Origin of the sequence: Vreelandella profundi (assembly GCF_019722725.1) — a bacterium.
Classification (GTDB): Bacteria; Pseudomonadota; Gammaproteobacteria; order Pseudomonadales; family Halomonadaceae; genus Vreelandella; species Vreelandella profundi.
The window spans coordinates 1,694,907-1,718,682 of record NZ_CP077941.1 but is presented as its reverse complement, the minus strand read 5'-3'; the positions used below and the strand labels follow the sequence as shown (position 1 = coordinate 1,718,682).

Here is a 23,776-nt window from a genome sequence, read left to right as displayed (position 1 = left end):
TATATTCGCTTAAGAGCACCTTATGATGACTGACAATAAATCACCTGCTGCGATTGCTGAAGCGTTAGGAGGGCGCCTTAAACAGGCGCGCCTCAATCACGACATGACACAGGCAGAAGTAGCCGCTCTCGCCGGCTTATCAAGAAAAGTGGTGCTGAATGCTGAAAAAGGAAAAGTCCAACTAGAGGGGTTGGTAGCCATCATGGTGGCACTCGATCTGACGGCCCAGTTGGAGCACTTTTTACCGCCACAAACTATTTCACCACTGCAGCTTTCCAAGCTACAGAGTAAGCAGCGTCAGCGCGCCTCTGGCCAGCGAAAAACCAAGGATGAGGAGCCGCTTGAATGGTAATGGAAGTTATCAACGTCAACTATCTCGACCGCTACGTTGGGGCGGTGAGTTTCGATACCCACACCGGCGTTGGTGCCTTTGAATACGATGGTGCCTTTATTAACGATGGCGTTGAGCTTTCTCCCATTAAAATGCCTCTTGGCAAAAAAATATTCAGCTTTCCTGAGCTCAATGTTGAAACCTTTAAGGGCCTGCCGGGACTCATCGCCGACTCACTGCCCGATGACTTTGGCAATGCCGTACTCAATGCCTGGGTCGCCAGCAAAGGTGGGCAGGCTAGTGACATTACGCCGCTGCAGAGGCTGCAATATACTGGCAAGCGGGGCATGGGGGCGCTGGAGTATTCGCCTGCCACGAAACTAAAAAGTCTCAATGCCTCGGCCCACGTTGAAATAGCCACCTTAGTCGGCATTGCGCAGGAAATACTCGATAGCCGCTCAACCTTTGCCGTTGAGCTTAATAAGGAGGGGCAGGAAGACAGAGAAGCCATGATGGCGCTACTGTCTGTCGGAATGAGCGCTGGGGGCGCTCGCCCGAAAGCGGTTCTTGCGTTTAATCAGGATTTTTCCCAGGTGCGCTCAGGACAAACACGCGTGCCGGATGGATTTACGCATTTTCTGATGAAGTTTGATGGCGTCAGTGAGCATAATAAAAATCGTGAGACGTTTGGCGACCCGCTAGGCTATGGTGCCATGGAGTATGTTTATCATCTGCTAGCGAAAGCCTGCGGCATTGAGATGATGCCTTGTAAGCTGATTAATGAAGGCCCGCGGCGCCACTTTATAACGCAACGCTTTGACCGTACCGGCAATCGCAAACTGCACGTGCAAACGCTGAACGGCATAGCCCACGTTGACTATAAAAAGCCAGGCTCATTTTCATACGCTGAATTATTTGGTGTGGCGAGACAGCTACAGCTTTCTGCAGCAGACGCCGAACAATTATTTAGACGTATGATTTTTAATATAGTGGCTAGAAACCACGATGATCACGCGAAAAATTTTGCATTTATGCTGAAAGGAGGAGCCTGGTCACTCGCACCGGCTTATGACCTTGCTTATAGCTACAAACCGGGAAGCCCGTGGGTGAACAGCCATTGGATGAGCCTAAATGGTAAGCGCGATCATTTTTCTCGCAGTGATCTTTATTCGTTAGAAAGGCTGAGCCCTTTGTTTACCCGTAAAAAGATCAACGCCATGATCGATGAAACCATTGCACACGTTGCAAAATGGCGGAAGCTGGCCAGTGAACACGGTGTACCTGCATCACTGATAGACGAAGTGGCGTCAAACCTTCGGCTCGCGCTTTAAAATCAAAAAAAGCCGGCAAAGGCGCAGTGCCTTTGCCGGCTAATGATCTGTGTTACTTGCTGGCAGCTAAGCGACGTTCAAACAACGCCTGGCGCTCTTCAACATCCGTTTGATAACGAACGCTAAAAGCATTCAGCGCGCGCAAGGCATCTTCTGGATGCTGGTCGTCGCGTAGTGCCATTGAAGTAAAGCCACAGCGACGCATATAGTCCAATTGGTCAACCAAGACATCGCCGACGGCGCGAACTTCACCTGCGTAGTGAAAGCGCTCACGCAGCAGCCGAGCGACCGTATAGCCGCGCCCATCGGTAAAGGCGGGGAAATCAATCGCAATGGCCGCAACACTGCCAAGCTGCTCGCCCAGCGCGGGGGTTAATTCGGTATCGCTGGTAAGCAGCGGCGCTAGCTCAGCGTCTTCTTGATTCGCTTGCCACAGCGCCAATGGCACAAACGCCGGGCGCTGTTCAGGAAGTGTGTCAGTGTCATAGGAGGCGCACCAGGCGTTCTCGGCCGCCAGCTCGCCGTTAGCAATTAAATTATCGACGTGCACAGGCGCTAGCTCTAACGCCTCTTCTTGCGTCTCATCATTGGCCGTTGGCATGTTCTTATTTGGCATAAACATGCTCCTTAAAGGGTTTTAAGCCAATACGGCGGTAAGTATCCAAGAAGCGTTCGTCGTCATGGCGCTGGCCTACATAGACCGCCAATATTTTTTCAACCACGTCAGGTACATCCTGGCGGAAGAATGAAGGGCCCAAAATTTTGCCCAGCGAGGCATCGTCGGTGGAGTTACCGCCGATCGATATCTGGTAATACTCTTCGCCCTTTTTATCGACCCCCAAAATGCCGATATGGCCGACATGGTGATGTCCGCAGGCATTCATGCAACCGGAGATATTCAGATCCAGCGGGCCAAGATCGTATAAGAAGTCTAAGTCTTCGAAACGTTCCTGCAGGGCTTGAGCGATAGGAATAGACACTGCGTTGGCTAAGCTGCAGTAGTCTCCGCCTGGGCAGCAAATAATATCGTTAAGCGTTCCTACCGTAGGGTTTGCCATGCCGAGCGCTTCTAGCTCTTGCCAAAGCGCCTGCATCTCATCAACAGGGACATCGGACAGCACTAAGTTCTGCTCATGGGTAACACGTACTTCGCCAAAGCTGAAGCGGTCGGCTAAATCTGCGACGGCTTCCATCTGGTCAGCGGTGACGTCACCCGGGGCATGCTCACGGCGTTTAAGTGACAGCGTCACCGCTTTGTAACCAGCCACCTTATGATCGGTGACGTTGTTGGTTACAAAACGCGCAAAACTGCGATTTTCAGCACGCAAGTGATCAAAATCTTCAGTGGCTGAGGCGGCTACTGGGCGACGATCAGGCTCAGGGAAGTGGCCTTTAGCAGCGTCGACAGCGGCTTGATTAAGCGTTTGCGGGCCATCTTTTAAGTGCGCCCACTCTTCATCTACCCGGCGGCGGAACTCATCAATGCCCAGCGCCTTAACGAGGATTTTGATCCGCGCTTTAAACTTGTTGTCGCGCCGGCCGAACTGATTATAAACCCGTACACAGGCTTCCAAATACGTCAGCAAGTGCTGCCAAGGGAGGTCTTCACGAACCACGTCAGCAATCATGGGGGTGCGGCCTAAGCCGCCACCGGCCAATACTTTAATGCGCAGCTCACCCTCGTCGTTGTACCAAAGGCGCAGACCAATATCATGCACTTGAATCGCTGCACGGTCCTGGGCAGCCCCGCTAACCGCGATTTTAAACTTGCGCGGCAAATAAGCGAATTCGGGGTGAAGGGTAGACCACTGGCGAATTAACTCACACCAGGCGCGCGGATCTTCCACTTCATCATTGGCGATGCCCGCAAACTGATCGCTGGTCGTATTACGAATGCAGTTGCCGCTAGTTTGAATCGCGTGCATCTGAACTTTCGCCAAGTCGGCCAAGATATCCGGCACATCTTCGAGAGCAGGCCAGTTCAGCTGTAAATTTTGACGCGTTGTAAAGTGTCCGTAACCACGGTCATAGCGGCGAGTAATCTCAGCCAGGGCACGTAGCTGATGGCCAGCCAGCATGCCATAAGGGATTGCAATACGCAGCATAGGCGCATGCCGTTGAATATATAGGCCGTTTTGCAGCCGTAACGGGCGGAACTCTTCTTCGCCCAAACGCCCGGCGCGATAGCGCTCCATCTGGTCGCGAAACTGAGCGACACGCTCATCAACCAGCGTTTGGTCGTGAATATCATAACGGTACATGTGGCACGATCCTGCTAAAAAGCGAAATGGTCACGTTGAGACGGGTGTTAGTGTAGTGCCACCTTAACGCGGGCATCATATTCTACAAAAGAATATATAATTATCTTTTTAGCACTAAAAGCTATTTAAAAGCCGGTAAAGCCCAGCGACGACGTTGCCAGACCCACATAAATCCAATGGAATTAACCAGCCGATATAATAGCTGCATCAGCCATACACCTAATAAGCCATGCGCTAGACCAACACCTACCCACCAGGCCAGCGGTAGAAAAAACAGCCACTGCATACCCAAGGTTAGCATCATGACCGTTCGCTGAGCGCCAGCCCCCATTAACGCTTGAGCAAGCACCAGCGCCGCGGCATCTATAACGATCATCACACCGGTTAGCTGTAATGGTAAGGCGCCCATTGCGACAAGCTCGGGGCTGCTAAAGAAGATGCCGAGTATCTTTCCAGGTATTAGCAGCATAGGCAGCGCCAGCAATAACAGTAGCAGCCAGGCCACGCGAAGCGCATCCAGGCCCCACTGGTGCGCTTCTTGCTGGGCATCTCGCCCTAAGGCTTCGCCCACCAAGCTCATCGTGGCAACGCCCACACCTACACCCGGTAAGATTAGTAGTAGCGATAGATTAATAAGAACATGTCCAACGGCCACGCTAGCAGTGCCTAGCTGACTTAATAGCCAAAATAAAACGGCATAGCCCGCTGCGAAGCAAAGCTGCTGAATAGAGTGCGGTATGGCTAACGCGAGGGTCGAACGTAGCGTGACGAAGCTTGGCAGGCATGTCAAAAAATCCGCATTGAACGCATTTTTCAAGCTTATCCAACTCCACACCATCAAGCCGGCAAAAAGCGATAGGGTCGTGCCTGCGCCGGCACCGCTGGCCCCCATTTGTGGCAGGCCAGCAACGCCGTAGATCAAGCCCGCACTAGCGACTACATTTAGCAGGTGCACCGCCACAATGATCTGCAAATAAAGATGCGTCTGCTGGCGGCCGTTCCAGTAGCCACGAAAACATAGCGTCAACGCAATGGCCGGTAGCGAGATAACCCGCCAACGAAAGTAGCCAACGGCAACCTCATGTACGTCCTGCGTCTGGGTGATAAAACCAATGATAAAAGGCGCCTGCCACCATGCCAATATTGATAGTGGAAGCGCCACGGCAGCGCCTATCATTAGCCCAGAATGCAGCGGATGATAGCGTTCTGCAGCGGATACGCCAACACACTGAGCCGTCTGTGACTGCACGCTGGAGGAGAGGCCAAAGACAATAGCGGTGAGCATAAACATCGCATAACCGCCCACGCCAACACCGGCCAACGCCACTTCACCCAGCCGCCCCACAAGTGCTGCATCGATCAAATTGAGCACGCTTTGTGACAGCATGCCCAACATAATCGGCAGGGCGAGGCGGATTACCTTACCGTGACGGTGGGTGACAAACAGGCCCATTGGTATCGATTAGCTTGGGTCGTAGGAAAGCACCGGGGAAAGCCAGCGCTCCATCTCCTCAAACGGCATGGGCTTACGCGCCGCGATAGCCTCGACTTGATCGCGAGTAATCTTACCAGTCGAGAAATATTTCGACTGCGGATGAGCAAAGTACCAGCCTGCAACGGCGGCAGCGGGCCACATAGCAAAGCTTTCAGTCAATGCCAAGCCGGTATTCTCGGTCGCATTGAGCATTCTAAACAGCGTGGCTTTCTCAGTATGGTCAGGGCAGGCCGGGTAGCCGGGGGCAGGGCGAATGCCCTGGTATTTCTCAGCAATTAACGCATCGTTGTCTAACACTTCTTCTGGTACATAGCCCCAGAACTCCTTACGTACACGCTCATGCATACGTTCGGCAAAGGCTTCTGCCAGTCGATCCGTTAATGCCTGGACCATAATCGCGTTGTAGTCGTCGCCCGCCGCTCCATAGGCTTTGGAAAGCTCATCGACACCGTGACCGGTAGTCACCGCAAAGCCGCCAATCCAATCGGCTTTGCCACTTTCCTTGGGCGCAATAAAGTCGGCCAGGCTATAGCAAATACCGTCGCGGCCTTTCGTCGTTTGCTGGCGAATATGATGGAGGCGCTCAACAACCTCGCTGCGCGACTCGTCGGCATAGACCTCAATCACGTCATCATCAACGCTATTGGCAGGCCAAAGCCCGATAACGCCACGTGCCTGCACGCGCTTTTCATCAATTAGCTTGCGCAGCATGAGTTTCGCGTCTTCAAACAGGTTACGAGCAGCTTCACCGACAACGTCGTCATTGAGAATTTTGGGGTACTTGCCCGCGAGCTGCCAGCTCATGAAGAAGGGCGTCCAGTCGATAAACGCCACGAGCTCTTCGAGATCATAGTTATCGAAGGTTTTTAATCCAATCATCGTGGGCTGAGCGGGAGTGTGGTTGCTCCAGTCAGTGCGAAAGCGCCGCTTGCGCGCTTGGGTATAATCAAGGTCTGCCGCTTTAGGGCGGCGCTTAGCGTTACGCTCACGAACTTTTTCATACTCTTCGCGAATTTCAGCCACATAGGCGGGCTTTTGAGCAGCAGAGAGCAGCCGCCCCGCAACGCCTACCGCGCGCGAGGCATCGGTGACATAAATGACCGGGTGCTCATATTGAGGCTCAATTTTGACCGCCGTATGGGCTTTAGAGGTTGTCGCCCCGCCAATCAGCAGCGGTAGGTCCATGCCACGGCGCTGCATTTCTTTGGCCACGCTGACCATTTCATCCAGCGACGGCGTAATGAGCCCGGAAAGGCCGATAATATCGGCGTTATGATCTTTCGCGGCCTGCAAGATTTTATCAGCGGGCACCATTACGCCAAGATCTATCACTTCGTAGTTATTACACTGCAGCACCACCCCGACAATGTTTTTACCAATATCGTGAACATCGCCTTTTACCGTCGCCATAACGATCTTGCCTTTGGCTTTCACCTTTTCGCTTTTCTCAGCTTCAATAAAAGGAATCAGGTAAGCCACGGCTTGCTTCATCACCCGCGCAGATTTAACGACTTGGGGCAAAAACATTTTACCGTCGCCGAAGAGGTCGCCAACGACGTTCATACCGTCCATGAGCGGACCTTCGATGACTTCGATTGGGCGCTCGGCCTGACTACGCGCCTCTTCCGCATCGCCTTCAATATAAACCGTAATACCTTTTACCAGCGCATGCTCAATACGCTTGTTGACCGGCCAGCTGCGCCATTCAAGATCCTCTTTTTTGGGCGCGCCGCTGCCGTCCCCTTTAAACTTGTCGGCAATATCGAGCAGGCGTTCAGTGCCGTCGCTACGGCGGTTTAACACCACATCTTCGACGGCATTGCGCAACTCTGCAGGCAAGTCGTCGTACACGGCAAGCTGGCCCGCATTGACGATGCCCATGCTGAGGCCCGCGCGGATCGCATGATAGAGAAACGCGGAGTGAATCGCTTCGCGCACCGCGTTATTGCCGCGAAAAGAGAACGAGACGTTGGAGACGCCGCCTGAAATCATGGCGTGGGGCAGGTTGTCACGAATCCATTGAGTAGCTTCAATAAAGTCGACCGCGTAGTTATTGTGCTCTTCAATACCTGTCGCGATGGCAAAAATATTCGGGTCAAAAATAATGTCTTCAGCAGGGAAGCCAATCTCATCCACTAGTAAACGATAGGCCCGCTGACAAATTTCCGTTTTACGCGCGAAGGTATCCGCCTGACCTTCTTCATCAAACGCCATTACCACGATAGCCGCGCCAAAACGGCGGCACTTGGTTGCCTGCTCGCGAAAGGCGGCCTCTCCCTCTTTTAACGAGATGGAGTTAACAATCGCCTTGCCTTGAACACACTTCAGGCCCGCTTCGATGATCTCCCACTTGGAGGAGTCGATCATAATAGGCACACGGGCAATATCAGGCTCACCGGCAATTAGGTTAAGAAAGCGCTCCATGGCTTCCTTAGACTCCAGCATGCCCTCATCCATATTGATATCAATCACCTGAGCGCCGTTCTCGACCTGCTCAAGGGCGACTTCTAGTGCCGTGGTGAAGTCTTCTTCAACAATTAACCGCTTAAAACGGGCTGAACCGGTGACGTTAGTACGCTCGCCGACGTTGACGAATAGGGAGTCGGCTTGAATATTGAACGGCTCAAGCCCTGATAAGCGGCAGGCAGGGCTGAGCTCTGGAACAACGCGGGGCGCCATATGGCGTACAGAATCGGCAATCGCACGTATATGGTCTGGCGTTGAGCCGCAGCAGCCGCCAATGATGTTGACCATACCGCTGGCGGCAAACTCACTGACAATCTCAGACATTTCTTCAGCCGTCTGATCATACTCACCAAACTCGTTGGGCAGCCCCGCATTGGGGTGCGCTGAAACGAAGGTATCAGCCTTTTTGGAGAGTTCCTCCAAATAGGGGCGCAGCTCCTCAGCACCTAGCGCGCAGTTTAGCCCTACAGAAAGCGGCTGAGCGTGGCGCACTGAGTTCCAAAAAGCTTCAGTTGTTTGGCCTGAAAGCGTGCGCCCAGAGGCGTCGGTGATGGTGCCTGAGATCATCACTGGCATTCTCTCGCCACGATCATCGAATAGCTCTTCTAACGCATAAATAGCCGCTTTTGCGTTGAGCGTATCGAAGATCGTTTCGATCATAATCAGATCAGCGCCGCCGGCAATCAGCGCTTCGGCAGCCTCATAGTAATTTTCGCGCAGCGCATCAAAGGTTACGTTGCGCTTGGCCGGATCATTGACATCGGGCGATAGCGAAGCCGTACGCGACGTAGGGCCTAGCACGCCAGCAACGTAGCGGGGCACGCCGGTTTCAGCCGCGACCGCATCGCAGACCTTGCGCGCCAGGCGTGCCGATTCGTAGTTAAGCTCTACGACCAGCGCTTCCATACCGTAGTCAGACTGTGACAGCTGAGTGCTGTTAAAGGTGTTGGTCTCGATAATATCTGCGCCCGCCTCTAAATAGTCGCGGTGAATACGCGCGACTAAATCGGGGCAGGTGAGCGCCAGTAAATCGTTATTACCTTTAAGATCCGAGGGCCAATCGCTGAATCGTTCACCACGAAAATCCTCCTCGCTCAGATTGGCATTCTGCAGCATGGTGCCCATACCGCCGTCCAGAATCAGGATACGTTGGGTAAGGCGTTGCGTGAGGGTTGCGATCAAAGCACTATCAGCCATGGCAGGGGGAATTCTCCAGCGTCACAGTCGTCAAAGGGGGTGTTGTTATCGTCGGAAAAAGCAGCATCAGTGGTTAAGCGGCGCGTAATGATAACAAAAGGGAGTACAAAAGGCGCCTCTAGAGGCCTTTAGACAATGCCGGTGAGACAGACAGGTGACCATCTACCGTCAAACGTAGCCTTTTAAATAGCCTACTAAATTACTCGGGATTGTGTCAGAGCGCTGTTTTGCTTACCATAGTAACAAATGACATGTGAAGTGGTTTAGTCATTAGGCTTAGCCACTACCACGGGAGGAAGACACCCCTCATGACCACGACTAGCGAAAAAAACACCAGCGTCGATACCCAAGGTATCGATATTACTGATAGTGCTCAGGAATATCTCTCCGAATTGCTTGAAAAGCAAAACGTAGAAGGTATCGCAGTGCGCATTTTCATTACTCAGCCAGGTACGCCGTACGCGGAAACCTGTTTGGCTTACTGCCGCCCCGGTGAAGAAGAACCCACCGATGTCACGCTGGAACTCGAGAAAATTAACGTGTTTCTCGATAAGAACAGCTTGGCCTTTCTGGAAGAGGCGGTCGTCGATTTCAACGCTGACCGCATGGGCGGTCAGCTGACGATCAAAGCTCCTAACGCCAAAATGCCCAAGGTTAACGCCGATAGTCCCCTTGAAGACCGTATTAATTACGTTCTTTACAGCGAGATCAATCCCGGGCTTGCGGCGCACGGTGGTGAAATAAAATTGATAGAGCTAACCGAGCAGCAGTACGCGGTATTAGCTTTCGGCGGCGGTTGCCAGGGCTGCTCAGCGGTTGATTTAACCCTGAAAGACGGGGTGGAGAAAACCTTGATGGAGCGCATCCCAGAACTTGCCGGCATTCGCGACGTCACCGACCACTCTGATACTACCAACGCCTATTATCAGTAATACGGCATCAAACTGTTGAAGCCGCTGTCACTAACTAGCTATTGATGTTGATAAGCGACAGCTGTTGATAGGATATAAATGCTGAACAAAACACCCGGCCCCCGTGCTGGGTGTTTTCATGAGCATAGAGGCAAAATGGCCTATCAGCTCTCTGGTGACGCTGACGGTGGCGCTTTATCGGCAAGCGATGCTGGCAACTCCGTTAACTGCTGCTGTAACGCTTCCATCCGGCTCCAAAGCTTTTCTTGCCACTCTTGCTGAAGCAAGGCCTCTTTCTCCACCTGCTGTTGGGCCTGCTGCTTTAGCGCTGACTGAGCCTGGTTTAACTGCTCCATTAACGATTGCTGCTGTTTCGTTAACGCGGCGATGCGCTGATCATTCGCGCTCAGCTGCTGCTCTTGCTCACCGGATTCCAGCTGCATTTGGTGTAGCGCCTGCTGTTTAAGGTTTAATTCTTGGCTTAGTGTCTCGATGCGCTGCTGGCTCTGAGCAAGACGTTTTTGATACGCCTTTTCCTCCTGTGCTCGCGTTTGCTGAGCCGCATCTAGCATCGCCATTAGCCTACCCTCTGCTGCTTCGTGGCGCTGCTCTTCTTGCCCAAGGCGCTGTTCTGCCGCTAGACGCTGCTGATCAAGCTCTGTCGCCCTAGCATGCGCATTTTCTTCTGCCTGCACTACCCACTGTTGATGCGCCTGCTTTAACTGAACGGCTTCATCGCGCGCATCCTGTGCTAGCTGCTGCCAATGATGCTCGTTTGCCTGACTCGTCGCTAATTCCCGGTTGAGCGCTTCCATACGCTGCTCAACGTGACGTAGATGTTCAGCAAGGGCGCTTTCACGTTGCTCGGCGTCAGCGGCTTGTCGGCTGGCTTCTTGTTCCGCCTGCTGGGCGGCTTCTACCTGCCGATTAGCTTCTTCACGGTAATGCACTAGCGCTTGATTTGCGGCTTCTTGGGCTTCTTTCCACAGCTGGCTAGCCGCCGTCACCACAGCTTCAGGTACGCCTTTGGGCGGAGGAACGTCACGATTTTGTTCGCGCTCGCTTCGCCATAGCCTGAAATGCTCGCTAATGGTCGTAAAACTGCCCGTGCCTAAGACATCGCGGATGCGCTGTACGCTGGGATTATCACCCCGCGTTAGCAGCACATCTATGGCTTGCTGCACATCACTGTACTGAATGCCGTTGCGGGCCATCGGGCGTTCCTTTGTCGCTAAATTTGTAACGCCTATTGTCGTGACTATTCCAATAAAACGCAATTATTACATATTACGTTTTACGTAATTTTATTTATTTTATATCCTATAAATTCAAGATTACGCGTATTATCTTGAATTTATGTCGGGATAAGTGCAGGCTTTGCCCATAGCCATAGCCATAGCCAGCCAGTAATTGCACAGCCAAAGAGAAGGGGATTATTCAATGCCAGAGAGACAGCCCCTCAGCGAGGCGCAATTTATTTTGCTAAACAATGAGTTAACGGCTAATCCGGCTGGTGGCAGAATTTCTGCTAGAAATGATGCCCAGGCAGTCATGGCATGGCTTAAGGAATATGCGGATAGCCGCCAAACGTTTAAGGCGTATCGGCGTGAATCAGAGCGGCTTCTGCTTTGGCTGAGCAGCCAGGCTCTTGCGCTTACCGATATAAATCGCGAAACGCTGCATCGTTTTGAAGCATTTCTTGCTGATCCACAGCCCAGCGAACAGTGGGTAGGACCTTCAAAGCCACGCGCGCATCCAGAATGGCGACCGTTTCGCGGCCCGCTATCACCGCCCAGCCGCCGGCAAAGCCTTGTCATACTGCAAGGAATGTTTAGCTGGCTGGTGGAGGCAGGCTGGGTTAGCCATAACCCGTTTCGCTTGATGCGCGACAAATCAAGACGCCTGAATAATCAAACCCCGCGCATTGAGCGCTATTTGGAAAGTGAGCTATGGGCGTGGCTATGGCAGTGGCTGAACATGCCGTTAGAAGACGGCCAGAACAACCGCGCTTATTTTGAACAGGCAAGGCGGCAGTTCATATTTGGCTTTGCCTATCTACTTGCGCCACGCGTTAGCGAAATGGCCGATGCCCGAATGGGTGATTTTCAGCGCAGCGAAGGGCGCTGGTGGTGGTCCGTGGTAGGCAAAGGCAACAAAGTAGCGCGAATCCCGCTGCCCGATGATATGCGGGCATGTTTAGATCAATGGCGCCAAGCGCTTGGATTGCCTGAGCAGGTTGGCGAGCTGGAAGCTGTAGCACCCGTGCTGCGCTCACTGGATGGGCAGCGCGGTCTTGGCCACAACCAGCTTTATCGACTTATTCGCGCCACTTTTCAGGAGGCGGCGGATGCGCTGGAAGATGAAGGTGGCGAGCCTGCGCACATTGCCGCACTGCGCCAGGCGACACCACATTGGTTACGGCACACCTCCATCACTCATCAAGCCCAGTCAGGCATTAGCCTAAGGCATTTAGCGGAAAGCGCGCGCCATGCGCGATTAGAAACAACCTCACGCTATTTGCATAGTGAAGACAACGAATGGCATCGCGAGCAACAGCGGCATCGACTGCAGCAGCTAAACGATAATTCAGGTACCAATGACTCCCTCAAGCCGCCGTTGAGTCGTTATAATGGGCAGGTTGATAATCTCTAAAACGAGAGCATTTAAGCAGGCAATCACTATTTACAAGGACATACCATGAGCACTTCCGGCGCCGAGCTGGCCCAGCAAGAGCTGATTGATGATTTCGAGATATTCGATAATTGGATGGATCGCTATCAATACATTATCGATATGGGCAAGCAGCTAACTGATTTTCCCGATGAGTGGAAAAGCGAGGAATTTAAGATACAGGGCTGCCAGTCAAATGTATGGATGCGTCATGAAGAGCAGGGCGATAGGCTGGTTTTCAAAGCAACGTCAGATGCCGCCATTGTATCTGGCCTGATTGCGATACTGCTGCGCATTTACAGTGAACGAACGGCGGCTGAAATTCGCGCTACCAAGCCTCATTTTTTGGCCGACTTAGGGTTGGATAAACATCTTTCGCCAACTCGCAGCAACGGCTTGCACGCCATGCTTGAAAGAATTTATCTGGTTGCACAGCAAAAATAGTCGTTAAGAATTCTTGCTTAGCGGGGAGGGTGATCGCATCGGGTGGGGCGTGCTGGGTCTGAGTCATCGTCCTCGCGGCAAAGCTGCTCACTGCGCCCGCCGGGAACAGGGTCCATGCCCCCGGCATGGCCAGGATGGCATTTAACGATACGCTTAATGGCCATCCAGCCACCGGCTAGAGGGCCATGTACCTGAATAGCTTCAATTGTATAAGATGAGCAGCTAGGCCAAAAGCGGCAGCGGGGCCCAAGCAGCGGGCTGAGCGTGTACTGATAGACTCTCACCAAGCCAATCATTACTTTCATTAGCGCCCAGCGCGGGCCTGATCGCAGTGCTGATTTCCAGCGTGCCATGGTTAAGACTCGTGTTTTTTACCGTACAGTTGTTCAGGGTCGATTAACGGCGTACTGGTAATTACGGCCTGATGTTCATCGATCGCAATATAGAAGCAGCTGCGACGACCCGTGTGGCAGGCAGGCCCCATTTGATCCACGTACAGAAGGACTGTGTCAGCGTCGCAATCAAGGGCTGCGGAGACTAGCTGCTGCTGCTGACCCGATGACTCACCTTTCCGCCACAGCGTTTGCCGCGAGCGCGAGAAATAACAAACGCGACGAGTCGTGAGCGTTTCCTCTAATGCCTCGCGATTCATCCAGGCCATCATCAATACTTCTTTTGAATCATGCTGCTGCGCAATGGCAGGAATCAAACCATCAGCATTGAATTTAACCGCGGAGAGAAGCGTGGCGACAGAGGGCAGGCTATCGTCAGGTGACGCCCCCTCTAACTGCTTAAAGAGGGCATCTGGCGCAACCTGATCAAAACGGGACATTGAATATACTCACTAACAATTCGATTAAGAAGTGGCTCGACAGCGCTGGCAGAGCCCCTGCAGCTCAATAGTTTGGCGCTCGATCTTAAAGCCTTGCCCTTGAGCAAGCGCGACGAGCTGCTCGCTGATTGCATCTAAATGCAGCTCTTCCACATAGCCACATTGACGGCAGATCAGCAGTTGAAAACCGTGAGCATGCTCAGGACAGGCGCAGGCTACGTAGGCATTCAAAGATTCAATGCGATGGACAAGCCCCTGATCAATCAAGAACTCCAAGGCACGATAAACGGTCGGCGGGCGAGCCGCGGCATGCTCAGTGGAAAGCTTATCAAGCAAATCATAAGCCTTCAGCCCACCACCATTTTCAGCGATTAACTCCAATACTCGCCGACGAATGGGCGTAAATCGCACGCCACGGATATGGCACTGAGATTCAGCCTGCTGCAGTAATGTATTCGCTTGGGTCATGGGCAACTCAGTGAACGCTGTCAGCGTAAATTTCGACTAGAACCTAGTTTTTATAGACCAAGTTTACGCATTCGCAGAAGAGGTGTCTTGGCTTTCGACTAATTCACTCTGGCGCGCAAAATGATGTTGTGCAAAGGCCACGCGCTCAATAGTCGGCACATTGTCTGGCTGCTGCTCAATAAGATCAAGCCGGCGTCGCAAACCTTCGCCATTAGTCATTTGAATGGCAAGACCAGGGCGCGCATTAAGCTCAAGCAGCATCGGACCATGCTCGCGATCGAGCACCATATCGGTGCCAAGATAACCTAGCCCCGTCATCTCATAGCAGCCTGCCGCTAAGTGCAGCAGCGTGTCCCACTGGGGAACCACTAAACTTGCTAAATCGTGTCCGGTATCCGGATGGCTAAAGCACGGCATATCAAATTGAACGGCACGCAGTGCCGCGCCAGTGGCAATATTTAAGCCAACGCCCACCGCACCTTGGTGCAGGTTGGCCTTGCCATCGGATGCGGCGGTTGAAAGGCGCATCATCGCCATCACCGGATAGCCTTTGAAGACAATTACCCGTATGTCGGGAACGCCTTCATAGGTGTAGTCCATCAAGCTTTCATCGAAGTTAATCAGCGTTTCAATCAAGGCCACGTCAGGCGAACCGCCCAGGGAATAGAGGCCTGAGAGAATGTTTGAGACATGCCGCTCAATATCAGTAATCGACTGCCGCATACCGCTGGGCTTGATGAAACCGTGTTCGTCTACATGCTCAATTACCAGTATGCCTTTACCGCCGCTGCCTTTGGCAGGCTTAATCACAAACCCACCGTGCCCAGCCAGCATTTCACTAATGTGCTTCACGCCAAACTGGGTGGTCACGGTGCCGATCAGTTTCGGCGTGGTAATTCCATACTCCTGAGCCAACAGCTTAGTCTTGAGCTTGTCATCGACGAGTGGATACAGGTGACGACGGTTATAGCGGCCAATATAGCGAATATTGCGCCGATTCATACCGATAATACCTTTATCGCGCAGGCGCGTTGGCCAGGTCCAGTTTTTCAACCAACTCATGGAAGCTTCTCGTCGTCAGTGATTGGCTTAAAGCGGCGCAGCTCTAACAGACGATAACCGGTGTAATTGCCCAGCAATAGAATCAGCGCCATCAGTATCAACTGCACACCTAAGAAGTTGAACGTGATATGGCGCACCCAAGGATTGTTCATCGCCAAGTAAGCTAGAACAGCCGTTACCAAGCTACCGCCACCTTGAATTAACACCTGTTTGGGGCCTTCTTCCTCCCATAAAATCGACATTCGCTCGATAGTCCAAGCGAGAATAATCATCGGGAAGAAGGTGATGGTAAGCCCGGCGCTGAGCCCCATGCGGTAGGCCAACACGGTAAAGATAGAGATAATCGCAATGACCGTAATGATGACCGCCGACACCCTGGCCACCAACAGTAAATTAAGATAAGACAAATAGTTACGAATAATAAGACCCATGGCAACGATCAGCAAAAAGCCGATCAATCCAGTGGTAAGAGAGATTTGAATGAAGGCGAGGGCGATCAATACCGGCATAAAGGTACCGGATGTTTTAAGACCCACAAGCACCCGCAACAATACCACCATCAATGCACCAATCGGGATAAGCAAGATAGTCTGGAACAGCGCCTGCTCTTCTAATGGCAGGCTATGGATAGAGAAATTTAGCAATGTATCGTCAGAGTAATGATTACGCACCGCAGCGGAGGCAGGCTGGTCATGGGTCATCATTGAGAATGTAACCCGAGAATTTGTGCCGCCCTGAACTTCAAGCACCGCTCTGCCGCCTGTTTCCCAAAGCAGCAGATTGTCAGGCTTGCCTTGCTCGCCGGTAACGGGGTTGAAAATCGACCATTGTACACCGTCGTCGGCAAAGACTTGGATCCAGCTGCTTAACGTTTGACGGCGACGGCCATCCTCCAAAATAAGGCCGCTGACTTCACGGGCCAATACGCCCGACTGATTAAGCAAGCGCACCACCAGCGCTGCAGGCGCTTCTTGTGAGAGCAGCAGGCGCGCATTTTCTTCCTGGCGCTCGCCGTTAAGATCACGAATAAGCTCACGTGCGAAGGTAGCGTTATTCGCGCTGCGTGCCCAGGCTTGTTCAATTAGCTGGCTGGCAGCGGAATCATACGGGCTTTCCCATGGCGTTGCGGCCGTTAACTCAGGCGGTGCCTGGATCGGAGAGCGAGCTTCTTGAGACACCAACATCTGAACCGAGTAATACAGCTGCTGACTACCCGCAGCGTTGCGGATAGTCCACTGAGCCGTGCGGCCTAGCTCATCACCACGATAAGCCAGCCCGTATCCTGAAGAAGCAGTGTTTTCGGTTAAAACACGATAGCCGGCTTGGTGGGAAGGCAGCGCCATATCGACCTGCACGGGCCCATTCTGCGCGTTGAAGGTAATGCCCGCCTCAATTTCCCATACCTGACGCTGTTCACCCGGTAGCCAAGGAATTTCAAACTGCACATGGCGGTGCACGCTGGACGCAATACCAACAACCAATAAAAAGCCGACAATAATATAAAACATTAACCGGGACATGCAGATTCCTTTCAGGGTGAAGCGCCAGGGGAGCTCAGTTACTCTTCAGTATCGTCTTCATCAGCTGCTTCATCTTCAGCAGCTTGATCGGGTGACTCGCCCCCTGGGAACTCGGGTCGATCGTGCAAATACGTACCCGCCACGTCGATCAAAGCAATATCCATCAAGAAGCGCCGACCAAGTAGGACAGGGTAATCAAGATGCGTACGATCATTGAGGGTGAAATCAACGTTTTCACGTATTGGGCCCAGCGTCATCAATAAAGAGATAACCGGACGTGACTCTTCGCCAGAAGCTTGAACAATGCGCACTCGACGAACAATAGGCGCCTCAATCCATTCATCTCGCTGAGACTCAACGGCAATATCGTCCTCGTTGAGCGCTAGTTTGAAACGCACCCAGTCTTCACCATCTCGCTCAAAGCGGGTGATATCAGAGGCAGACAACGATGACGTATTAGCACCGGAATCCACCCGCGCTTTAAGATAAGTACCCATGCTGGGCAAACCCACCCATTCGCTACGACCCAGCAGCGTTTTGGTGGTTAAGCTTTCATCGACTTCACATTCTTCGCGAATGATAACCGGCTCGTCATCGCGAGCTTCCAACTGCTGTACGTCTTTGCGCAAGTAGCGCAGCAGGCTGCCCACTTCACGTACATCCGCGGTTAAAACCTGCTGCTCGTCCAGTTGACGCGACTGCAGGTCAGCGCGAGCATCGCATTGCTGCATTAACTGGCTTTCTAGCTCAAGGATACGTGAATTGAATGACGCCTCACTTAACGGCGGCGGGCCACTAGGTTCCGGCTGGGTTGCTGCGCAGCCTGCGATTGAGAGCGACAAGCCAGCTATTAGCCACAAAACACCTGGGCGCATAATAAGCGATATCCTTGGACAATAAGTTGAAGAATGATAAGGAGAAGGGAGACTAGTGTCCAACGCCATTAAGGCTTTTTAAACACCCACCTCGTTAAGCTAAATTAATGAAAGCGTTAGAGATTCGTGGGCATGATAGCAGGACAAGGCCCAAGGAGGGCGAGGTTATCAATAGAATCAGAAGGATACCGGCTTATGATGTTTGTGAACATGACTGGATCGCGGTTAGCTTATGAACCAGCGATGGGTATTATCGTATTCCAGAAACGACTAGCATCACCGAGAATTTTCGCCAAAACGGTGCGCTTTTCCTCTTCAGGGAGAATACGTTGCTGATTAAAGGGCCCTATCGGTGCGTGTGACGCCGCCCGTTAAGCTGGCAGCGACACCGCACCTAAAAATTTCTTCGCTATGGCATACCCGAAAAGAGAGTGGGTTAATCCGATTCGCCCGCTAACCCAGCTAAAACGTTAGGCGCAAGAATCTGCGAAAGCACCTCAGGCGCTGTTTCGCCTGGGGCGTACCATAAATAGAGAGGCACTCCTGAGCGGCCATGCTGCTCCAAAAAAGCCGTAATGGCGGGGTCGCCATTGGTCCAGTCGCCCTTCATAGTGATCACATCCGCCTGCTCAAATGCTTTCTGTGTGCTGGCTGTATTGATCGCCCGCTGTTCGTTGATCAGGCACGTGACGCACCAGTCTGCGGAAAAATAGACAAAAATGGCGTTTTGTTGCTGACGAAGCTCGGTCAAGCGGTCTGCATTGAATTCGACTATGCGTATGTCGCCTGAAATAGCACGCGCACTGGCGTCTACCTCGTGCTGGGCAAATGAGCCTGGCACAAGCACACTTCCTGCCAGCGTGAGCCCGGCCGCTACTCCGGCGGGCAGCCAGCTTAATCGCTTGGCGCTGCGTTGGCGCAGTCCGGTGAACCAAAGCCCTATCGCCAGCAGCATGATCAGAGCGAGGCTCGCAATCATACCGTTATTGTTGAGCTGGCGGCCAAGCACCCAAGCCAACGCCAGGGCGGTTAGGAACATGGGAATGGCCATGATATGCCGAAAGCTTGCAAGCCAAGGGCCAGGGCGTGGGAGGTGGCGGCGAAGCGCCGGTATAAAGCCAAGCAACAGGAACGGCAGGGCAATCCCTAGTCCCAAACCCGCGAAAATCATCAGTGCAGCAAACGTGGGGAGCAGCAATGCTGCACCAAGCGCCGTGGCCATAAAAGGCCCCGAGCAAGGCGTTGCGACGAAAGCAGCAAGCACACCCGTCCAGAACGCCCCGGCCACGCCGTCTTGGCCAGCCAGTTTGCCACCGGCACTGATCGAACCCAGCTCAAAAAGGCCAGCCAGATTAAAACCGATGGCGGCGGTCAACAGCGTCAACACTACGATGACTCTCGGATCTTGCAGCTGGAATGCCCAGCCCACTTGAATGCCCGCTACCCGCAAAGCAATGATCATCCCACCCAGCAGTAGGCAAACGATAACCACACCCGCGGTGTAGGCTAGCGCCTCGCGCCGAGCTTCGCGCTCACCACCAGAGAGGCTTGCAAGGCTGAGTATCTTAAGGCTTAGAATAGGAAACACGCAGGGCATGATATTGAGCAATACGCCGCCCAAAAGGGCGCCGAGAAATACGGTTAGTATCAATCTGACGCTGCTTTGTGATCCGCTTGCGTTCGCCGATAGCGCATCATCGCTATAGCCAACCAATGCCAAACCGGTACCGGTGCCCAGTGACAAAAGCGCCTCGAACTCATCAGGCGGGCTGCCTGTCGACCAGGATTTTGACAGCTGAGTTTCGATGGTCAGCGTATCATCCTCACGGCTGAATAGCTGATCAGACGCGGGATCTACAATGCTGTCGGTAGCGACAAACAAGTGTGGATCATTGAGCTCCACGCTAGCAGGCAATGGGACGCTGACACGCAGCCGATTATCGTCGGTCGTCACAAAGCTTGCCTGCGAGCCTAGCGGCCTGGGCAGTTCACGCCGCCATTCATCGAAGCGCGCTTTGTGCTCGGGCGTAATGCGGCCATCGCCTACGATGAGCGTTATGGACAGCGTTGATTGTTCGGGCACGCAGGCGTCAGCGCGACAGGCAAGATAGTTGAAATCGACGGTGATCGGCAAAGAGGTTCCCGACGCCACCGAGGCATCTACTTCAATAGGTAGCAATAACGCGTAAGGATGTTCAAAGACATGATTCATCAAATCGCCGGTCATCAGCGTATGCGGCACTGGATAGGCGGCATCGCCTACGCTGACACCAGCGGGTAACTGCCAGTCAAACTGAGGTGCCAGACCAATGCTGCCCGGCTGTTTCCAATACCCATGCCAACCTGACTGCGGCTCCATGAAGACAGCTAACGTGCTGGAGCTACCGGCTGCGGGCTGCTCTGTTTCAGCGATCAGGCTGCTCTTGATCAGTACCTCGCCCGAAAGGCCGGGAAATTCCTGAGCAGCGCCAATCCGGGGAATCAACATGAAAATCAGGCAAAAGAGCACACAATAGCGGTACAGGAATCGAGGCATTGGCTATCAGCGCGCGTGACGCGGGCTGCTCCATTGAAGGCTGCCGCGCAGAGAGGCCTGCGCGGCATGGCGATAGATTATTGACTGACGCGCGCGACGGCTTCGGCTAATCCAGTATCTTGTGGCCCAAGCTTTTCGGCTACCTTGCCGTCGGCATCGATTAACACAACGCTGGGTATCTGTTGAATGCCGAAACGACGGTGTATCTCGCCCTCAGCGTCGAGCAGCACGGGAATCGCCGTCTCGGTGGTATCCAGGTAGCTTTCGACATCGGAATCCTTCGTCCAAAGGCCCGAAATAATGCCCACCCACTGCACATTTTGATCCTTGCTCAACTGGTTGACAGTTTCGCGCACGCGCCGGCAAGCGGTGGATGTATCCGGCTGGCTCTCGGCAAGATAAGACTCACACCACGCGGCAAAAAACACCACACCCAGCGGCTTGTCGGTCGCTGCTCGGGTTAGGTCGATGGTGTCGCCGCCACGCGTGGTGACGCTAAGATCAATAACCGTATCGCCTACCGCCAAGGCGTTGTCGTCGATATCCTCGACGGCCGCTCCTTCGGTCGTTGGCGAATTGGTGTCAGCGGGCGCCAGCAGCGCCTGCAATGCATCTTCCAATGCCTGGTCGTCACGATGGCCAATATGAGTGATGTGGCCACTGCGATCGATCAACACATGCTGAGGGGTGACGCGTAGATTCAGTGCTTCGGCCAGCGTGCCGTCATCTACCGTAATAGGCATGGTCAGGCCCATTTCCTCGCGATACTCACGTGCAGACTCGGCGGTGTCAGCGTAGCCGGTGTTCACGGCGATCACCTGGATGTCGTCACCATGCGCTTCCTGAAACGCCTGGAATCCCGGCATCTGTTGGCGGCAGGGTACACACCAGGTGGCCCAGAACTTTATATACACCGGTTTGACGCCATACAGTGCGCCCAGATCAATGGTATCGCCATCCAGCGTGGTCAGGCTCAATTCAGGGCCAGGTTGACCGATTAGCGACTCGCCAGCCGCTTTAGCACGTTGTTCACCGTCGGCGTTCTGATCGTAAGTTTGATCGCCTTCTTGTTGATCTGTGGTTTCGCCCGCATGCACCGAGCCTGCATAGCTGACCAACATGGCCAGCAGTATCGCAACTGAAAGCCTCAAGTTTGATATGCGCATTGGTTTGTTCCCTTTGGCAAATTGTTATGGCCTGGCTCAATCGTTGTTGAGGCCGATAAGAATACTGTGGAAGGTAATTCTGAAGGATGCGATGGTCTAAAAAAAAGCACCAAGAATGACAGTTTTTTATGTACCATAGCTTTATGAACAGACTAATTTTATGAGCATACTTCGCTTTTCACTTGATCGCCAAGGCACGCAATCTCTATCAGAGCAAATACGTTCCAGCATTGCTGATGCCATTCGGCAGGGGCATTTGTATGAGGGCGCACGGCTGCCTTCATGGCGTGATCTTGCGGCACAGCTGGGCGTTTCGCGAGGCACCATTAAAATCGCTTACGATCGGTTAACCGACGATCAGCTCGTCATTCCTAAGGGGGCTGCCGGCACCTTCGTGAGTGCGGTGCTACCCACGGTACCAAAAGTGACCGCTGGGGCCATGCGCCTGCCATTGCCGGATCTTTATCAGGACCTGGATAGCGAACCCAAGCTTTTCCAAGTCGGCGTACCGTCGCAAGACGGGTTTCCCTTCAAGCATTGGGCACGCATCATGCTGCGCTGTACGCGACAGGCGGTAGCCGAGCCGCTGCGTTATCCAGACCCGCGCGGAGAGCGGGTCTTACGCAAAGAAATTGCGGCCTATCTGGCGGTCTCTCGAGGGCTGCTTTGCTCTGCCGACCAAATTATTATCACCAATGGTTATGCGGGTGCACTGGGTCTGACATTGCACTTACTGCGGCTGGATTCACGGAAAGTGTGGATTGAGGATCCGGGATATCCGCTGACACGCCACTCCTTGTCGCTGGCAGGATATACCGCGATTCCTGTTCCGGTCGATGATCAGGGAATGTGCGTGGCGCAGGGCATAGCGCTGGCAGCAGATGCGGGTTTGGCGATCGTGACGCCTAGCCAGCAAGCCCCCCTGGGCGTACAGCTATCGCTGGATCGGCGCCAGGCACTACTGATGTGGGCGCGAGAAAATGCTGGCTGGATCATCGAAGATGATTATCTAAGCGAGCTGCAGCTAAGCGGCCAAGCAACTCCCGCGCTGGCGTCGCTGGACCACGACGGAAGGGTGATTCACATCGGCACCTTCAGCAAAACCATCAGCCCACGCCTGCGGCTCGGTTTTATGGTCGTACCGGCCAGCCTGTCAGAGCGCGCCGGCGATACGGCTGCCGCCTTGTCGCCAGCGTCCGCATTGCCAAGCCAATTAGCCGTGGCGGAATTTCTGCGCGACAGCCATTACTTGCGCCATATTCGGCGTATGAAACGCCTTTATATACAGCATCGGGATGCGCTGCTTGCACTCATGGGCCCATCGTTTTCAGTCAATGATATAGCAGGCTTATCATTGCTGCTGAGTTTGGATGATGATGCTGACGACATTGCTATTGCCGCGGCTGCCAACGCTTTTAACTTGGCACCGGCGCCGCTGTCGCCCTGGTATGCCACGCAAGCCAATGCGCGGAAGGGATTGCTGTTGGGCGTGACGAATCTATCCGGCCCCGCACTCGAAGAAAGTTATCAGCAGTTGAAAGCGCTTATCGCTCGCCATCGCCAATAAGGGTCTGGCTTTACGTTATGGTACCTCGTGACTCAGTACGCCAGCCTCAATTAAGGCGGCCTGCGCGTGGCGCCAAGCGTTGGCGATAGCGGGTTCACCAAACGCTAACCCCTGCAGGTACACGAAGTGGATATCCTGAATACCAAGGGTGTTGAGAATAAGTGTCAGGTAAGGGGTAAGAAAATTCGGCTGTGGGTTATCTCCCTGTAACATGCCGCCAGCGCTGACTAAAACCGTGGTTGGTCGATCTTGTAATAATCCCTGTTTGCCCTCAGCTGAGGCGATGAAGGTACGGTTAATGCGCACCACATGATCTATCCAGAGTTTCAGCGCAGCCGGTACGCTAAAGTTGTGCATCGGCATCGCGATTAACAAGCGGTCCGTTCGCTCCAGCTCACTAATCAACTGCTCAGACTCTATCAGGGCGGCATCGGGACGTTCACCGATGTTATGGCTGACAAGCGCGGCGGCGTAACGGTGGGTCAGCGGCGAAAGCGGGGCGGCGAGCAAATCACGTTCAATCAAACGCATACTGTGATTTTTGAGTCTTTCCGCGGCCAGAACCTTTTCGGCCAGACGATAGCCTAACGCATGTTTACCATGCGGGCTGGCGTGAATGAATAAAGTGTTATCCATGATCAAAT

The 23,776-nt window shown here is 53.4% G+C and carries 20 protein-coding genes; 6 read left to right on the top strand and 14 right to left on the bottom strand.

Annotated features, from left to right (window positions below):
* Positions 1-22: 22 nt before the first annotated feature.
* Both KUO20_RS07885 and KUO20_RS07880 read left to right on the top strand, forming a co-directional pair.
* Positions 23-352, top strand: coding sequence for a helix-turn-helix transcriptional regulator (locus KUO20_RS07885; RefSeq protein WP_235042304.1), 330 nt, complete (start codon positions 23-25; stop codon positions 350-352).
* Positions 346-1,662, top strand: a complete 1,317-nt coding sequence (locus tag KUO20_RS07880) for a type II toxin-antitoxin system HipA family toxin (protein WP_235042303.1) — start codon at positions 346-348, stop codon at positions 1,660-1,662. Before KUO20_RS07885 ends, KUO20_RS07880 begins: the two co-directional genes overlap by 7 nt.
* Before the next feature lie 52 nt (positions 1,663-1,714).
* Here KUO20_RS07880 and KUO20_RS07875 read toward each other — a convergent pair whose 3' ends face one another.
* The 4 genes from KUO20_RS07875 to metH form a co-directional block, all read right to left on the bottom strand.
* Entirely contained in the window at positions 1,715-2,278 is a 564-nt protein-coding gene (locus tag KUO20_RS07875; RefSeq protein ID WP_422823132.1) for a DUF934 domain-containing protein, read from the bottom strand.
* Complete coding sequence (locus KUO20_RS07870; RefSeq protein ID WP_235042301.1) at positions 2,268-3,923, bottom strand: nitrite/sulfite reductase; 1,656 nt, start codon at positions 3,921-3,923, stop codon at positions 2,268-2,270. Before KUO20_RS07870 ends, KUO20_RS07875 begins: the two co-directional genes overlap by 11 nt.
* 121 nt (positions 3,924-4,044) lie before the next feature.
* Positions 4,045-5,376 (bottom strand): MATE family efflux transporter, encoded by a 1,332-nt coding sequence (locus tag KUO20_RS07865; RefSeq protein ID WP_235042300.1) that lies wholly within the window; start codon positions 5,374-5,376, stop codon positions 4,045-4,047.
* Positions 5,377-5,385: 9 nt separating this feature from the next.
* Complete coding sequence (gene metH, locus KUO20_RS07860) at positions 5,386-9,081, bottom strand: methionine synthase (RefSeq protein ID WP_235042299.1); 3,696 nt, start codon at positions 9,079-9,081, stop codon at positions 5,386-5,388.
* Positions 9,082-9,389: 308 nt separating this feature from the next.
* Between metH and nfuA the strand changes: the two genes are divergently transcribed.
* A complete protein-coding gene (gene nfuA / locus KUO20_RS07855; protein WP_235042298.1) occupies positions 9,390-10,013 on the top strand; it encodes a Fe-S biogenesis protein NfuA in 624 nt (207 codons plus the stop codon).
* Between the two features lie 143 nt (positions 10,014-10,156).
* Here the strand turns inward: nfuA and KUO20_RS07850 are convergent, their stop codons facing one another.
* A complete protein-coding gene (locus KUO20_RS07850) occupies positions 10,157-11,206 on the bottom strand; it encodes a DNA-binding protein (RefSeq protein WP_235042297.1) in 1,050 nt (349 codons plus the stop codon).
* A gap of 226 nt (positions 11,207-11,432) precedes the next feature.
* On the opposite strand from KUO20_RS07850, the gene KUO20_RS07845 reads away from it, so the two are divergent.
* Together KUO20_RS07845 and KUO20_RS07840 are read left to right on the top strand one after the other, a co-directional pair.
* Positions 11,433-12,644 carry a tyrosine-type recombinase/integrase gene (locus tag KUO20_RS07845; protein WP_235042296.1) on the top strand — a complete coding sequence of 404 codons (1,212 nt, stop codon included), beginning with the start codon at positions 11,433-11,435 and terminating at the stop codon, positions 12,642-12,644.
* Positions 12,645-12,689: 45 nt separating this feature from the next.
* A complete protein-coding gene (locus tag KUO20_RS07840; RefSeq protein ID WP_235042295.1) occupies positions 12,690-13,106 on the top strand; it encodes a SufE family protein in 417 nt (138 codons plus the stop codon).
* Between the two features lie 17 nt (positions 13,107-13,123).
* Here the strand turns inward: KUO20_RS07840 and yidD are convergent, their stop codons facing one another.
* The 8 genes from yidD to KUO20_RS07800 all read right to left on the bottom strand — a co-directional run bounded on the left by yidD (position 13,124) and on the right by KUO20_RS07800 (position 21,565).
* Entirely contained in the window at positions 13,124-13,459 is a 336-nt protein-coding gene (gene yidD / locus KUO20_RS07835; protein ID WP_235042294.1) for a membrane protein insertion efficiency factor YidD, read from the bottom strand.
* 2 nt (positions 13,460-13,461) lie between these two features.
* Positions 13,462-13,938, bottom strand: a complete 477-nt coding sequence (gene hisI / locus KUO20_RS07830; RefSeq protein WP_235042293.1) for a phosphoribosyl-AMP cyclohydrolase — start codon at positions 13,936-13,938, stop codon at positions 13,462-13,464.
* A gap of 24 nt (positions 13,939-13,962) precedes the next feature.
* Positions 13,963-14,406: a transcriptional repressor gene (locus KUO20_RS07825; protein ID WP_235042292.1), complete on the bottom strand. Its 444-nt coding sequence runs from the start codon at positions 14,404-14,406 to the stop codon at positions 13,963-13,965.
* A gap of 63 nt (positions 14,407-14,469) precedes the next feature.
* Complete coding sequence (locus tag KUO20_RS07820) at positions 14,470-15,468, bottom strand: alpha-L-glutamate ligase-like protein (protein ID WP_235042291.1); 999 nt, start codon at positions 15,466-15,468, stop codon at positions 14,470-14,472.
* The gene (locus tag KUO20_RS07815) at positions 15,465-16,988 is read right to left on the bottom strand and encodes an inactive transglutaminase family protein (protein ID WP_235042290.1); all 1,524 of its coding nucleotides are present in this window, start codon (positions 16,986-16,988) and stop codon (positions 15,465-15,467) included. The genes KUO20_RS07820 and KUO20_RS07815 overlap by 4 nt, the downstream gene beginning before the upstream one ends.
* 38 nt (positions 16,989-17,026) lie before the next feature.
* The gene (locus tag KUO20_RS07810; protein WP_235042289.1) at positions 17,027-17,863 is read right to left on the bottom strand and encodes an ATP-dependent zinc protease family protein; all 837 of its coding nucleotides are present in this window, start codon (positions 17,861-17,863) and stop codon (positions 17,027-17,029) included.
* A gap of 436 nt (positions 17,864-18,299) precedes the next feature.
* A complete protein-coding gene (locus tag KUO20_RS07805; RefSeq protein WP_235042288.1) occupies positions 18,300-20,351 on the bottom strand; it encodes a protein-disulfide reductase DsbD family protein in 2,052 nt (683 codons plus the stop codon).
* A 125-nt stretch (positions 20,352-20,476) separates the two neighbouring features.
* Positions 20,477-21,565 carry a TlpA family protein disulfide reductase gene (locus KUO20_RS07800; protein ID WP_235042287.1) on the bottom strand — a complete coding sequence of 363 codons (1,089 nt, stop codon included), beginning with the start codon at positions 21,563-21,565 and terminating at the stop codon, positions 20,477-20,479.
* Between the two features lie 160 nt (positions 21,566-21,725).
* On the opposite strand from KUO20_RS07800, the gene pdxR reads away from it, so the two are divergent.
* Positions 21,726-23,132: a MocR-like pyridoxine biosynthesis transcription factor PdxR gene (pdxR, locus tag KUO20_RS07795; protein ID WP_235042286.1), complete on the top strand. Its 1,407-nt coding sequence runs from the start codon at positions 21,726-21,728 to the stop codon at positions 23,130-23,132.
* A gap of 15 nt (positions 23,133-23,147) precedes the next feature.
* On the opposite strand, the gene KUO20_RS07790 is transcribed toward pdxR, so the two are convergent.
* Positions 23,148-23,768 carry an FMN-dependent NADH-azoreductase gene (locus tag KUO20_RS07790; protein ID WP_235042285.1) on the bottom strand — a complete coding sequence of 207 codons (621 nt, stop codon included), beginning with the start codon at positions 23,766-23,768 and terminating at the stop codon, positions 23,148-23,150.
* Positions 23,769-23,776 lie beyond the last annotated feature (8 nt).

Coding starts and splice junctions, on each gene's coding strand:
- KUO20_RS07875 (WP_422823132.1), bottom strand. CDS start 2,278: ATGCCAAATAAGAACATGCCAACGGCCAATGATGAGACGCAAGAAGAG.
- KUO20_RS07840 (WP_235042295.1), top strand. CDS start 12,690: ATGAGCACTTCCGGCGCCGAGCTGGCCCAGCAAGAGCTGATTGATGAT.
- KUO20_RS07880 (WP_235042303.1), top strand. CDS start 346: ATGGTAATGGAAGTTATCAACGTCAACTATCTCGACCGCTACGTTGGG.
- KUO20_RS07870 (WP_235042301.1), bottom strand. CDS start 3,923: ATGTACCGTTATGATATTCACGACCAAACGCTGGTTGATGAGCGTGTC.
- KUO20_RS07825 (WP_235042292.1), bottom strand. CDS start 14,406: ATGACCCAAGCGAATACATTACTGCAGCAGGCTGAATCTCAGTGCCAT.
- yidD (WP_235042294.1), bottom strand. CDS start 13,459: ATGGCACGCTGGAAATCAGCACTGCGATCAGGCCCGCGCTGGGCGCTA.
- KUO20_RS07815 (WP_235042290.1), bottom strand. CDS start 16,988: ATGTCCCGGTTAATGTTTTATATTATTGTCGGCTTTTTATTGGTTGTT.
- KUO20_RS07865 (WP_235042300.1), bottom strand. CDS start 5,376: ATGGGCCTGTTTGTCACCCACCGTCACGGTAAGGTAATCCGCCTCGCC.
- KUO20_RS07810 (WP_235042289.1), bottom strand. CDS start 17,863: ATGCGCCCAGGTGTTTTGTGGCTAATAGCTGGCTTGTCGCTCTCAATC.
- KUO20_RS07800 (WP_235042287.1), bottom strand. CDS start 21,565: ATGCGCATATCAAACTTGAGGCTTTCAGTTGCGATACTGCTGGCCATG.
- nfuA (WP_235042298.1), top strand. CDS start 9,390: ATGACCACGACTAGCGAAAAAAACACCAGCGTCGATACCCAAGGTATC.
- KUO20_RS07885 (WP_235042304.1), top strand. CDS start 23: ATGATGACTGACAATAAATCACCTGCTGCGATTGCTGAAGCGTTAGGA.
- KUO20_RS07805 (WP_235042288.1), bottom strand. CDS start 20,351: ATGTTGATTCCCCGGATTGGCGCTGCTCAGGAATTTCCCGGCCTTTCG.
- KUO20_RS07845 (WP_235042296.1), top strand. CDS start 11,433: ATGCCAGAGAGACAGCCCCTCAGCGAGGCGCAATTTATTTTGCTAAAC.
- KUO20_RS07820 (WP_235042291.1), bottom strand. CDS start 15,468: ATGAGTTGGTTGAAAAACTGGACCTGGCCAACGCGCCTGCGCGATAAA.
- KUO20_RS07850 (WP_235042297.1), bottom strand. CDS start 11,206: ATGGCCCGCAACGGCATTCAGTACAGTGATGTGCAGCAAGCCATAGAT.
- hisI (WP_235042293.1), bottom strand. CDS start 13,938: ATGTCCCGTTTTGATCAGGTTGCGCCAGATGCCCTCTTTAAGCAGTTA.
- pdxR (WP_235042286.1), top strand. CDS start 21,726: ATGAGCATACTTCGCTTTTCACTTGATCGCCAAGGCACGCAATCTCTA.
- metH (WP_235042299.1), bottom strand. CDS start 9,081: ATGGCTGATAGTGCTTTGATCGCAACCCTCACGCAACGCCTTACCCAA.
- KUO20_RS07790 (WP_235042285.1), bottom strand. CDS start 23,768: ATGGATAACACTTTATTCATTCACGCCAGCCCGCATGGTAAACATGCG.